The sequence below is a fragment of the Burkholderia lata genome (assembly GCF_902499025.1).
In the GTDB taxonomy this organism is placed as follows: Bacteria; Pseudomonadota; Gammaproteobacteria; order Burkholderiales; family Burkholderiaceae; genus Burkholderia; species Burkholderia lata_C.
This window is the reverse complement of record NZ_CABVPW010000054.1, coordinates 23,763-36,186: the sequence shown is the minus strand read 5'-3', so window position 1 is coordinate 36,186 and position 12,424 is coordinate 23,763. Positions and strand designations below refer to the sequence as shown.

The window sequence follows — 12,424 nt, the reverse complement described above, 5'->3', positions numbered from 1 at the left end:
GCCCGATAGCCATCTTCACCCAGCCGCACCGATCACAACGCATTGAACGCCGGTTCTGCCGGCGGAGCAGTCCACAAGACGGCGCGGGGCCGGCGCAGCAGAACGCACCCGCCGCCGTTCGAATCCCCACCCGGCACCCGTGGTGCGATGCGGGCGCCTCGACCAGGAGGTGAACGATGATCACGCTGACCGTCAACGGTAGCGAGCAGCACTTCGACGGCAATCCCGACATGCCGTTGCTCTGGTATCTGCGCGATGTCCTCGGCCACACCGGCACCAAGTTCGGCTGCGGCATGGCACTGTGCGGCGCGTGCACCGTGCACCTCGACGGCGTCGCGATCCGGTCGTGCATCACCCCGGTCGCGGCCGCTTCCGGCAAGCGCGTGACGACGATCGAGGGTCTGTCGACGGATCTCGATCATCCGCTGCAGCAGGCCTGGCAGGAACTGAACGTCGCGCAGTGCGGCTACTGCCAGTCCGGGCAGATCATGCAGGCCGCGTCATTGCTGAAGACCAACCCTCATCCGACCGACGCCGACATCGACGATGCGATGTCGGGCAACATCTGCCGCTGCGGCACCTACACGCGCATTCGCGCGGCGATCCGCCTGGCCGTGCGCCGCGGAGGTGCCGCATGAGCGCGCCGGATCTCTCCGTCCATAACGAAAGCCGCCGCGCGCTGCTGCTCGGCTTCGCGTCCGGCGGGCTGCTGCTTGCGTTTGGCGTGCCGTCGCTCGTCCACGCGGCCGCACCGGTGCAGCCGCCCGTCAGCGCGAATCCGCAGTACGGCGGCGCGGGGATGCCGCACGGGTTGCGCGACGATCCGCACCTGTTCGTCGCGATCGCGCCGGATGGCACCGTCACCGTGACCTGCATCCGCTCCGAGATGGGGCAGGGCGTGCGCACGAGCGTCGCGCTCGTGGTGGCGGACGAACTGGGCGCCGACTGGGCGCGCGTGAAGGTCGCGCAGGCCGTCGGCGACGAGCCGCGCTACGGCAACCAGAACACCGACGGATCGCGCAGCCTGCGCCAGAGCTTCGCCGCGTTGCGTCGCGCGGGCGCGGCCGCGCGCACGATGCTCGAACAGGCTGCCGCGGCGACGTGGGGCGTCGATGTGCGTCAGGTCAAGGCGACGGTGCATGAGGTCGTCGACACGAAGAGCGGACGCAAGCTCGGCTTCGGCGACCTGGCGGCGAAGGCTGCCGCGCTGCCGGCGCCGGACCCGGCAACGGTGGTGCTGAAAGCGCCGGCCGAATTCCGCTATGTCGGCAAAGGCGAAACGGCGCTGATCGACGGACGTGACATCGTCGTCGGCCGCGCGCACTACGGGATCGACACGCGGCTCGACGGGATGCTGTATGCGGTCGTCGCGCGACCGCCGGCCTACGGAGATACGGTCGCGTCGTTCGACGCTTCGGGGGCGGAGAAGCTGCCGGGCGTCGTCAAGATCGTGCAGCTCGCGCCGACACCGCTGCCGTCCGGTTTCCAGCCGCTTGGCGGTGTGGCCGTCGTCGCGCGCGATACGTGGACTGCGATCCAGGCCCGTGCGCAACTGAAGATCGACTGGAAGCACGGCCCCAACGCGAACTACGACTCGGCCGCGTATCGCAAGACGCTCGAAGCGGCTGCCGAGCAACCGGGTGACGTGATCCGCAACGATGGTGATGCGGCCGCGGCGCTGGCCGGCGCCGCGAAGCGCGTGCGTGCAACGTATTACATCCCGCATCTCGCGCACGCGACGATGGAGCCGCCCGCAGCCGTCGCGCGTGTGGCGGATGGCCGCTGCGAAGTGTGGACCTGCACGCAGGCGCCGCAGACGACGCGCGACGAGGTTGCGAAAGCGCTCGGGTTGCCGACGGAGCGCGTGACCGTCAACGTGACGCTGCTTGGCGGCGGTTTCGGCCGCAAGTCGAAGCCGGACTACGTGGTGGAGGCGGCGTTGCTGTCGAAAGCGGTCGGCGCGCCCGTCAAGCTGACGTTCACGCGCGAGGACGACATCGCGCACGACTATTTCCACGCGGTGTCGCTCGAGGCGTTCGACGGCGGGATCGATGCGTCGGGGAAAGTGGTCGCGTGGCAGCATCGCACGGTCGCGCCGTCGATCCAGTCGACGTTCAGGGCCGGCGTCGTGCATGAGCAGCCGGGCGAGCTCGCGCAGGGGATCGCCGACCTCCCGTTCGCGATTCCGAACGTGCGAATCGAGAATCCGGCCGCGCAAGCGCACACGCGGATCGGCTGGTTCCGCTCGGTCTACAACATCCCGCATGCGTTCGGCATCCAGAGCTTCGTGTCGGAGCTGGCGTACGCGGCCGGTCGCGATCCGAAGGATTTCCTGCTCGAACTGATCGGACCCGTGCGGCGATTCGAGCCGCATATCACGGTGAAGAACGTGAACTACGGCGAGGATCCGGCGCTGTATCCGGTCGATACCGGGCGGCTGCGGCGCGTGGTCGAGACGGTCGCGCGCGGCGCCGGCTGGGGGCGCAAGCTGCCGAAGGGGCACGGGCTCGGGATCGCCGCGCATCGCAGCTTCGTGTCGTATACGGCGGTGGTGTGCGAGGTGCAGGTCGATGCCGACGGCAAGATCGCGGTGCCGCGGGTCGACATCGCGATCGACTGCGGGCCGCAGGTCAATCCGGAGCGCGTCCGCTCGCAACTCGAGGGCGCGGTGGTGATGGGGCTCGGCATCGCGCTGCACGGCGAGATCACGTTCAAGGACGGCCATCCGGAGCAGAGCAACTTCAACGGTTTCCAGGTGCTGCGCATGAACGAAGCGCCGCGCGAAATCCGCGTGCATCTCGTTGCGCCGGACGATTTTGCGACGCCGCTCGGGGGCGTGGGCGAGCCGGGCCTGCCGCCCGTCGCGCCGGCGCTGACCAATGCGATCTTCGCGGCGACCGGCACGCGCATCCGCAGCCTGCCGGTTGCCGATCAGCTCGCGAAGGCGGACGCCGGTTGACGCACAATATCCCCCACGCCGGGCCGCATCGCGCGGCCCGGTGCACATCGACCCCTGAGCAAGGAGCGTAACGTGACCTCATCCGAAGTCAGTGTGAAGCAGTCGGTTTCCCCCGCCGAATGGGAAGCGCGAGTCAACCTCGCGGCGGCCTATCGCCTCACCGCGCTGTTCGGCTGGGACGATCTCGTGTTCACCCATATTTCCGCGCGCGTGCCCGGCCCGGAGCACCATTTCCTGATCAACCCGTACGGGATGATGTTCGACGAGATCACCGCATCGTCGCTGGTGAAAGTGGATCTCGACGGACGCAAGGTGTCCGAATCACCGTACGAGATCAACCCGGCCGGCTTCACCATTCACAGCGCGGTGCATGCGGCCCGCGACGACGCGCTGTGCGTGATGCATACGCATTCGATCAACGGCGTTGCCGTGTCGGCGCAGGAAGGCGGCTTGCTGCCGCTGTCGCAGCAGTCGCTCGGCGTGCTGGCGTCGCTCGGCTATCACGACTACGAGGGCATCGCGCTCAACGAGGGCGAGAAAGCGCGCCTCGTGCACGACCTCGGCGCCAACACGAACCTGATGCTGCGCAACCACGGCCTGCTGACCGTCGGCGCGACGCCGGCAGACGCGTTCGTCGCGATGTACTTCTTCGAAGCGGCCTGCATGATCCAGGTCCGCGCGCAGGCGGGCGGCTCGGCGCTGTTGCCGATCGGGCAACCGATTCTCGACGGCATCAAGCAGCAGATCGCCGCGGTGACGCGCGGAATGGGTGCCGGGGCGCTCGTCTGGCCCGGCTTGCTGCGCCGGCTCGATCGACGCAATCCCGGTTACGCGGACTAGCGCATCCGTCGTTGTCGTTTGCGAACGACCGTGCTAAATTCCTGCCAGCACTTGCAGTCACGGAACCCTTCATTCGGCTGACGAAGCCGGCATCCCGGGAGGCAGCACGATGAGCTTGTTGATGTCGAGACGCGATCTCGCGTTCCTGCTGTATGACTGGCTCGACGCGGAAGCGCTCGTCGCGCTGCCGCGTTACGGCGAGCACAGTCGCGAGACGTTCGACGCGGTGCTCGATACCAGCGAGCGGATTGCGGAAGACCTGTTCGCGCCGCATGCGGCGCGCGGCGATCGCGAGGAGCCGCAGTTCGACGGCGAGCGCGTGACGCTGATCCCGGATGTCGCACCGGCCGTGCGCGCCTTTGCGGACGCCGGGCTGATCGCGGCGGGCCATGACGAAGCGCTCGGCGGCATGCGCTTGCCGAAGCTGGTCGAAGCCGCGTCGTTCCTGTTCTTCCAGGCCGCGAACATCGCGACGGCCGCCTATCCGTTCCTGACCGTCGCCAACGCGAACCTGCTCGTCGCGCATGGCAGCGCCGCGCAGATCGACGCGTTCGCCCGCCCGGAACTGGAAGGGCGCTACCTCGGCACCATGTGCCTGTCCGAGCCGCAAGCCGGTTCGTCGCTGTCCGACATCGCGACGCGCGCGGATTTCGAAGGCGACTCGCCGCTCGGCCCGCGCTACCGGCTGACCGGCAACAAGATGTGGATCTCGGGCGGCGAACACGAATTGACGGAGAACATCGTCCACCTCGTGCTCGCGAAGATTCCCGACGAACACGGCCGGCTGTTGCCCGGCACGCGCGGCATTTCGCTGTTCATCGTGCCCAAGTACCTGCCGGGCGCCGACGGCGCCGCGCATGGCGAGCACAACGACGTGGTGCTCGCCGGGCTGAACCACAAGATGGGCTACCGCGGCACCACCAACTGCCTGCTGAACTTCGGCGAAGGTACGCGTTATCGCCCGGAAGGGCGCGCAGGCGCGATTGGCTATCTGGTCGGCCAGCCGAACCACGGCCTCGCGTACATGTTCCACATGATGAACGAAGCGCGCATCGGTGTCGGCGCGGGCGCGGTAGCGCTCGGCTACACGGGTTATCTGCACGCGCTCGACTACGCGCGCAACCGGCCGCAGGGGCGCCCGCTCGGGCCGGCCGGCAAGGATGCCGCCGCGCCGCAGGCGCCGATCGTCGAACATCCGGACGTGCGGCGCATGCTGCTCGCGCAGAAGGCCTATGTCGAAGGCGGTCTCGCGCTGATCCTGTACTGCGCGAAGCTGGTGGACGAAGCACGCGCGCACGACGACGCGGACGTGCGCGCCAACACCGCGCGCCTGCTCGACATCCTGACGCCGATCGCGAAAAGCTGGCCGTCGCAGTGGTGTCTCGCCGCGAACGACCTCGCGATCCAGGTGCACGGCGGCTATGGCTATACGCGCGATTACGCGGTCGAGCGCCTCTATCGCGACAATCGGCTCAATCCGATTCACGAAGGCACGCACGGGATCCAGGCGCTCGACCTGCTGGGCCGCAAGGTCGCGCAGGACGGTGGCGCATTGCTGCATGCGCTCGATGCGCGGATCGGCGCGACCGTCGAACGTGCGCGTACGCTCGATGCCAACTTGCGCGAGCAGGCCGATGCGCTGGCGCAGCGCTGGGCGCGGCTGGTCGACGTCACGCGGCAACTCGGCGCGATCGGCGATCCGCAGATGCGGCTCGCGAACGCGAGCGTCTATCTGGAAGCGTTCGGCCATCTCGTCGTTGCGTGGCAGTGGCTCGACGTGACGCTCGCCGCGCACGGGAAAACCGACGATTTCCACGACGGCAAGCGTGCGGCGGCCCGCTATTTCTTCAACTGGGAATTGCCGAAAGTGGATGCGCAGCTCGATCTGCTGGCGAGCGTCGACACGACGACGCTCGCCATGCGCGACGCGTGGTTCTGATCGCTGTTTCACCGACATTCCGGAATGCAGACGATGTCGCGGATGCCGATTCCGTCGGCCGTTGCGCATTCGTCGTGAACCGGCCGTGCGGGCGTGCCCCGCAGGTTGACCCGATGCGCGGCCACGCCGCACAAGGAGAGAGACGAACATGAAAGCGCTGTTGTGTACCGCATTCGGCCCGATTGACACTTTGCGTATCGAGGACGTGGCGATTCCCGAACCGGCCGCGGGCCAGGTCCGGGTTCAGGTCAAGGCCGCGTCGCTCAATTTCCCCGACGCGCTGATCGTCCAGGGCTTGTATCAGGTGAAGCCGCCGCTGCCGTTTTCGCCGGGCGCGGAATTTGCCGGCGTGATCGACGCGGTGGGCGAGGGCGTGACCGCGTGGCAGCCGGGTGATTCGGTGGTTGCGTTCACCGGGCACGGCGGGTTCGCGCAACAGTGCGTGGCCGACGTGCACCAGATTGCCGCGCTGCCGCCGGGCATGACATTCGAGCAAGGCGCGGCGCTCGTGCTCGCATACGGCACGTCGCTGCACGCATTGCAGCAGCGTGCTCGGCTGCAACCGGGCGAGACGTTGCTCGTGCTGGGCGCGGCGGGCGGTGTCGGGCTCGCCGCGATCGAGATCGCGAAGGCGCTCGGCGCGCGCGTCATCGCGGCGGCGTCGAGTGCGGACAAGCTGGCGCTGTGCCGTGAAGCGGGCGCCGACGAGACGATCGACTATGCGACCGAAGACCTGCGCCGCCGCGTGGACGAATTGACCGGCGGGCGCGGCGCGGACGTCGTCTACGATCCGGTGGGCGGCGCCTACAGCGAGGCGGCGTTGCGCGCGACCGCGTGGCACGGCCGGTTCCTCGTGGTCGGCTTCGCGGCCGGCGAGATCCCGAAGATCGCGCTGAACCTGGCGCTGCTCAAGGAGCGCGACATTCTCGGCGTGTTCTGGGGCGATGCGGTGCGCCGCGATCCGAAGCAGCATGTCGCGAACATGCGCCTGCTCGCCGAATGGTTCGCGGCCGGCAAGGTGCGACCCGCGATCACCGAGCGCGTGTCGCTGGCCGGCGCGGCCGATGCGATCGCTCGGATGGCGAACCGGCAGGTGAAGGGCAAGGTAGTGATCCTGCCGGACGCGTGACCGCCTTGCGCGCGCCGTGCGCCGATCGCAGTCGCACGGCTGCGCTTCGGCGCTCGTGCGCGTTACGCGATCTGCTGCAGAAGGGACGCGACCCGCTGCCCGAGCGCGCGATGCTGATCGGCCGCGAAGTGAACGCCGTCCACCGGGCTCACTTCGATGACCGTGCCAGCGTCGAGGAAATGCGCACCGGCGTTCGCGGCGACCTGCTCGTACAGCGGCGCGAGCTGTCGGGATTTCGCGGCGCCGCCCACGAAGATGTCGCCGAGGAAGCCGACCTCGGCGATCGGGGCGGGCGCCATCAGTACGAGCTTCGGTGACGCACCGGACGGACCGGCACGGCATGCGGCGATCTCGGCAAGCAGCACGCCGACCGATGTCGCGATGTCGGCGGGCGTGACCGAGAAACGTGTCTTCAGATCGTTCGTCCCGAGCATCAGCACGACGACATCGACGGGCAAGTGGCTTTCGACGCACGCGCGCAGATACGACAAACCGTTCTTGTGCCGGCCTTCGATCGGATCGTCATGCACGGTCGTACGCGCGGGCAACCCTTCTTCAATGACCCGCCAGCCCGCGCCGAGCGTCTGCGCCAGCACGCCGGTCCAGCGTTCTTCGCGCTCGAACCGCTCCAGTACGCCGGCACGCGTCATCGGGCGCGTGCCGTGCGTGTTCGAATCGCCGTAGCAGAGCACGGTTTTCTGCGTCATCGTCATCTCCTCCTTCAGTCGTTAAGTCGTTCAGTCTTTCGGCAAGCGCAGCACGTCGAGTGCGTGCTGCGAAAATTCGACCCAGAACCGCTCGTTCGCGATGCCGGCCTGCAGTACCAGATGTTGAAGGCGCTTCGTGCGCGAATCCCCGTCTTCCGAAAAATCGCGCGCCTCGATCTGCAGGTACAGGTCGAGCTTCTCCTGGTGCAGCGCGATACGCCGCCTGATTTCGTCCTCGAGGCCGGCCGGGCCGAGCACCGCTTCCGCGCGCAGGCGCACCATCAACGCTTCGCGCAGCGGCGTCGGATCTTCCTGTTCGGCGATCCAGCGCCGCAACTCCTTCTTGCCGGCCGGCAGGATCCGGTACGCGCGCTTGCGGCCGCGCCCCGATTCGGCCGGCAGCGATTCGACCCAGCCCGTTTCCTCGAGACGCCCGAGCTCGCGATAGATCTGCTGGTGCGTCGCCTGCCAGAAATAGCCGATCGAGCGATCGAAACGGTCGGCGAGTTCGGAGCCTGAACCCGGGCGTTCGGCGAGAGCGGTGAGGAGTGCGTGGGGCAGGGACATGTCGGATCGGAGGAGGCCGCGGAATGAACCGCATCTTGCCATATCGGGGCCGCAGTACAAGGTGAGAGACGCGTTTATGCAACGGGTTGCATAAACGAAAGCGGTGAACTACTATCTGTGCAACTTGTTGCATAAAAATGGAGACACCCCATGACATCGCGTTATCCGCATCTGACGACCCCGCTCGAGCTCGGCTTCACGTCGCTCAGGAACCGTGTGTTGATGGGGTCGATGCACGTGGGGCTCGAGGAAGCGCCGAACGGCTTTGAGCGGATGGCGGCGTTTTATGCGGAGCGTGCACGAGGCGAGGCCGGCCTGATCGTCACCGGCGGCTTCGCGCCGAACGAGCGGGGCCGTCCGGCGCCGGGCGGCGCGATGCTGACGACCGAGGCGGAAGCCGAGCGCCATCGTGTCGTCACGCGCGCAGTGCACGCGGAGGGCGGCAAGATCGCGCTGCAGATCCTGCATTTCGGGCGCTACGCGTATCACCCGGCGCTCGCCGCGCCGAGCGCGCTGAAGGCGCCGATCAACCCGTTCACACCGCACGCGCTGAGCAGCGACGAAGTCGACGAGACGATCGCCGATTTCGTCCGATGCGCGGCGCTCGCGCAGCATGCGGGCTACGACGGTGTCGAGATCATGGGGTCGGAAGGCTACCTGATCAACGAGTTCATCGCCGCGCGGACGAACCATCGCGACGACGCATGGGGCGGCGCCTACGAGAACCGCATCCGTTTCCCGGTCGAGATCGTGCGGCGCGTGCGCGAGCGGGTCGGCACGAACTTCATCATCATCTACCGGCTGTCGATGCTCGATCTCGTCGAAGGCGGCTCGACGCTCGACGAGGTGATCCGGCTCGCACAGGCGATCGAAGCGGCCGGTGCGACGATCATCAATACGGGCATCGGCTGGCACGAGGCGCGCATTCCGACCATCGCGACCAAGGTGCCGCGCGCCGCGTACGCATGGGTCACGCGGCAGTTGATGGGCAAGGTCGGCATCCCGCTTGTCGCGACCAACCGGATCAACACGCCGGAGGTCGCCGAACAACTGCTCGCCGACGGCTATTGCGACATGGTGTCGATGGCGCGGCCGTTCCTCGCCGACGCTGAGTTCGTCCGCAAGGCGCGGGAAGGGCGCGCGGACGAAATCAACACGTGCATCGGCTGCAACCAGGCGTGCCTCGATCACACGTTCAGCGGCAGGATCACTTCGTGCCTCGTGAATCCGCGTGCGTGCCACGAAACCGAGCTCGTGATTCGCCCTGCGCAGCAGCGCAAGCGGATCGCCGTGGTCGGCGCCGGGCCGGCGGGCCTCGGCTTTGCGGTCACTGCGGCCGAGCGCGGTCATGCGGTGACGCTGTACGAAGCCGGCGCCGAGATCGGCGGCCAGTTCAACATTGCGAAGAAGGTGCCCGGCAAGGAAGAATTCAACGAGACGCTGCGGTATTTCCGCCGGCAGATCGAACTGCGCGGCGTGACGCTCCACCTCGATACGCGTGCGACCGCCGAGATGCTGCTGCAAGGCGAATTCGACGAAGTGGTGATCGCGACGGGCATCGTGCCGCGCACGCCGCCGATCGACGGTGTCGGGCATGCGAAGACGCTCGGCTACCTCGACGTCTTGCGCGATGACAAGGCAGTGGGTCGCAGCGTCGCGATCGTCGGTGCCGGCGGCATCGGCTTCGACGTCGCGGAATATCTCGTGCATCGCGAGGGTGCCGGGCACGTCGACGCGGACCGGTTCTTCGCCGAGTGGGGCGTCGATCCGTCGTATGCGAACGCAGGCGGCTTGCGCCATGCGCAGCCCGAGCCGGCGGCGCGGCAAATCCATCTGCTGCAGCGCAAGGCGTCGAAGGTCGGCGACGGGCTCGGCAAGACCACCGGATGGATCCACCGCACGGCACTGAAGGCGCGTGGTGTCGGGATGTCGTCGGCGGTGACCTACGGGCGCATCGACGACGATGGCTTCCACGTGACGATCGACGGCGCCGAACAGACGCTGCCGGTGGACAACGTCGTGATCTGCGCGGGACAGGAGCCGTTGCGCGAACTGGCGGCGCAACTGGAGGCCGCCGGGCGCAAGGTGCACGTGATCGGCGGTGCGTACGAAGCGGCCGAGCTCGATGCGAAGCGCGCGATTCACCAGGGCACGACGCTTGCCGCGACCCTTTGAGATTTCAGACTGATTCGTTTCTTTTCCGCCCGACGATACAGGAGCCTTCGATGACGAACTCGCCGCTGCATCTTCAACCCGCTGTCGCGCAATCGCTCGACAAGTGGCATGCAATGATCGAACGCAAGGATTTTGGCGCACTGGAATCGATCGTCCATCCGGACGCGGTGTTCCGCTCGCCGATGGCGTTCAACCCCTACGGGCCGGCGCCCGCGCTGTTGCTGGCGTTGCGCACGGTGATCACGATTCTCGAGAAGTTCACCTACTACCGCCAGTTCGTCACCGACGACGGCAAGAGCGTGGTGCTGGAGTTCAGCGCGGCCATCGGCGACAAGGCGCTGAAGGGGATCGACATGATCCGCTTCGACGATGAAGGGCGGATCGTCGAGTTCGAGGTCATGATCCGGCCGTTCAACGGGCTGCAGGCACTCGGTGCCGAAATGGGCGCGCGGCTCGGGCAGCAGTTGCCGTCGTTCAAGCTCGGCGGTTGAGCGGCGCGCTTGCGGGGCGGTGGCCGCCGCGCGCCTAGCGCGCGAGTTGTGCGTGCGCGAGCCGGCCCAGGCACCGGACGCCGTCCTCGATGTGTGCGTCCCACACGTGCCCCGCGCTCAGGCGCAGGCAATGGCGAAAGCGCCGGCTGGCCGAGAAGATGTCGCCCGGCGCGAAGCACACGCCCTGTTCGAGCGCGGCATCGAATAGCGCGCGTGAATCGAATCGCTTCGGCAGTTCGAGCCAGAGCACGAAACCGCCGGCTGGCCGGCTCACTTTCGTGTCGGCCGGAAAGCTGGCCTCGATCGTGCGCGTCATCCGCGCCAGGTTGTCCTCGAACACGCGCCGGATGCGGCGCAAGTGTGCGTCGTATGCACCGCTGGCGAGGAACTCGGCCAGCGCGACCTGCAGCAGCACGGGGCCGCACAGGCTGAGCGCGAGCTTGCGCTCCATCACCTGCTGGGTGCGGGCGCCCGCCGCGATCCAGCCGATCCGATATCCCGGGGCGAGGCTCTTCGAGAACGAACTGCAGTAGATCGTATCGGCATCGCTGTCGAGTGCGCTGAACGGACGCGGCCGATCCCGCCCGAAATGGATGTCGCCGTAGACGTCGTCTTCGATCAGCGGCACCCGATGGCGCGCGAGCAGCGCAAGCAGCGCGCGCTTGTCGTCCTCGGTCATCGCGGAGCCGAGCGGATTGCCGAAGCTCGACGACAGCACGCAGGCGGCGATCGATTCCGATTCGAGCCGCTGCGCCAGCCTGCCGACGTCGACGCCGCGCAGCGGATCGGTCGGCAACTCCAGCGCCTTCAGCCCCAGTGCCTCCAGCGTGTGAAGCAGACCGAAATAGGTCGGCGATTCCACCGCAATCGTATCGCCGCGCGTTGCCACGGCATTCAGCGCGAGCGTCAATGCTTCGGTGCAGCCATTCGTGACGAGGATGTCGTCCGCCGAAAGTGGATGCCCGAAGCGCATGGCCCGCCGCGCGATTTCGCGGCGCAGCGCCGGTTCGCCATAGGGCGCGCAATAGACGTTGTAGCGCGTGCCATGCTGGCGCGCCGCGCGCGAGAGGGCGAGGTCGAGCCGCTTCGATTGCAGCAGCGCCGGATCGGGCACCGCGCATCCGAGCGGCACGAGCGCCGAATTGGCCGCGTGTTCGAGCATCGCGGCGACTGCGCCGCTGATCGACACCGTCGATGCTTTGGCGCGCGAGCGCGATGCGCTCGGCAATGCAAGCGTGCCGTCACGCTCAGCCGCGACATAGAAACCCGACTGCGGCCGCGAGACGAGCACGCCGCGATCTTCGAGCAGACGGTATGCCTGCAGCGCGGTGGACACGCTGATGCGCTGCTGCTCGCTGACGGTACGCACGGACGGCAGCCGCGTGCCCGGCGCCAGCGTACCGTTCTCGATCATGCCGACGATGAGGTCGGCCAGCTGCCTGTAGCGGAATGACGTTTGCGCTTCCATGGGGTACCAGTGGCAGGGGAGTGCCTGATTATCGGCCGTTCGACGCTATCTCGCCACGCCCAATTGTGTCGGTCCAATCGGCGGAAAATTGTGGCTGTTATGGTTTTTGTGCGGACGCTACGATGGCGATGATTCGATCCATCGATCGG

The 12,424-nt window shown here is 67.5% G+C and carries 10 protein-coding genes; 7 read left to right on the top strand and 3 right to left on the bottom strand.

The window, feature by feature from the left end:
• Positions 1-176: 176 nt before the first annotated feature.
• The 5 genes from BDI24065_RS36620 (at position 177) to BDI24065_RS36600 (ending at position 6,867) form a co-directional block, all read left to right on the top strand.
• The gene (locus BDI24065_RS36620) at positions 177-638 is read left to right on the top strand and encodes a (2Fe-2S)-binding protein (protein WP_011351636.1); all 462 of its coding nucleotides are present in this window, start codon (positions 177-179) and stop codon (positions 636-638) included.
• Positions 635-2,959: a xanthine dehydrogenase family protein molybdopterin-binding subunit gene (locus tag BDI24065_RS36615; protein WP_175035267.1), complete on the top strand. Its 2,325-nt coding sequence runs from the start codon at positions 635-637 to the stop codon at positions 2,957-2,959. Before BDI24065_RS36620 ends, BDI24065_RS36615 begins: the two co-directional genes overlap by 4 nt.
• A 72-nt stretch (positions 2,960-3,031) precedes the next feature.
• Entirely contained in the window at positions 3,032-3,799 is a 768-nt protein-coding gene (locus BDI24065_RS36610; RefSeq protein ID WP_175035266.1) for a class II aldolase/adducin family protein, read from the top strand.
• 109 nt (positions 3,800-3,908) lie between these two features.
• A complete protein-coding gene (locus BDI24065_RS36605; protein ID WP_175035265.1) occupies positions 3,909-5,738 on the top strand; it encodes an acyl-CoA dehydrogenase in 1,830 nt (609 codons plus the stop codon).
• A gap of 148 nt (positions 5,739-5,886) precedes the next feature.
• Positions 5,887-6,867: an NADPH:quinone oxidoreductase family protein gene (locus BDI24065_RS36600; protein WP_175035264.1), complete on the top strand. Its 981-nt coding sequence runs from the start codon at positions 5,887-5,889 to the stop codon at positions 6,865-6,867.
• A gap of 62 nt (positions 6,868-6,929) precedes the next feature.
• On the opposite strand, the gene BDI24065_RS36595 is transcribed toward BDI24065_RS36600, so the two are convergent.
• Positions 6,930-7,574, bottom strand: coding sequence for an SGNH/GDSL hydrolase family protein (locus BDI24065_RS36595; RefSeq protein WP_175035263.1), 645 nt, complete (start codon positions 7,572-7,574; stop codon positions 6,930-6,932).
• Positions 7,575-7,604: 30 nt separating this feature from the next.
• Positions 7,605-8,141, bottom strand: coding sequence for a PadR family transcriptional regulator (locus BDI24065_RS36590; RefSeq protein WP_172625589.1), 537 nt, complete (start codon positions 8,139-8,141; stop codon positions 7,605-7,607).
• A 150-nt stretch (positions 8,142-8,291) separates the two neighbouring features.
• Here BDI24065_RS36590 and BDI24065_RS36585 point away from each other — a divergent pair, with 150 nt between their 5' ends.
• Positions 8,292-10,316, top strand: coding sequence for an NADPH-dependent 2,4-dienoyl-CoA reductase (locus BDI24065_RS36585; RefSeq protein ID WP_175035262.1), 2,025 nt, complete (start codon positions 8,292-8,294; stop codon positions 10,314-10,316).
• Between the two features lie 50 nt (positions 10,317-10,366).
• Entirely contained in the window at positions 10,367-10,807 is a 441-nt protein-coding gene (locus BDI24065_RS36580) for a nuclear transport factor 2 family protein (protein WP_175035261.1), read from the top strand.
• Positions 10,808-10,841: 34 nt separating this feature from the next.
• Here BDI24065_RS36580 and BDI24065_RS36575 read toward each other — a convergent pair whose 3' ends face one another.
• Positions 10,842-12,275 (bottom strand): PLP-dependent aminotransferase family protein, encoded by a 1,434-nt coding sequence (locus BDI24065_RS36575; RefSeq protein WP_175035260.1) that lies wholly within the window; start codon positions 12,273-12,275, stop codon positions 10,842-10,844.
• Positions 12,276-12,424: the final 149 nt, after the last annotated feature.

What these genes read in the sequence shown, in the direction of transcription:
- BDI24065_RS36620 (WP_011351636.1), top strand. Translation starts at nt 177, where the DNA reads ATGATCACGCTGACCGTCAACGGTAGCGAGCAGCACTTCGACGGCAAT.
- BDI24065_RS36615 (WP_175035267.1), top strand. Translation starts at nt 635, where the DNA reads ATGAGCGCGCCGGATCTCTCCGTCCATAACGAAAGCCGCCGCGCGCTG.
- BDI24065_RS36605 (WP_175035265.1), top strand. Translation starts at nt 3,909, where the DNA reads ATGAGCTTGTTGATGTCGAGACGCGATCTCGCGTTCCTGCTGTATGAC.
- BDI24065_RS36600 (WP_175035264.1), top strand. Translation starts at nt 5,887, where the DNA reads ATGAAAGCGCTGTTGTGTACCGCATTCGGCCCGATTGACACTTTGCGT.
- BDI24065_RS36595 (WP_175035263.1), bottom strand. Translation starts at nt 7,574, where the DNA reads ATGACGCAGAAAACCGTGCTCTGCTACGGCGATTCGAACACGCACGGC.
- BDI24065_RS36590 (WP_172625589.1), bottom strand. Translation starts at nt 8,141, where the DNA reads ATGTCCCTGCCCCACGCACTCCTCACCGCTCTCGCCGAACGCCCGGGT.
- BDI24065_RS36585 (WP_175035262.1), top strand. Translation starts at nt 8,292, where the DNA reads ATGACATCGCGTTATCCGCATCTGACGACCCCGCTCGAGCTCGGCTTC.
- BDI24065_RS36580 (WP_175035261.1), top strand. Translation starts at nt 10,367, where the DNA reads ATGACGAACTCGCCGCTGCATCTTCAACCCGCTGTCGCGCAATCGCTC.
- BDI24065_RS36575 (WP_175035260.1), bottom strand. Translation starts at nt 12,275, where the DNA reads ATGGAAGCGCAAACGTCATTCCGCTACAGGCAGCTGGCCGACCTCATC.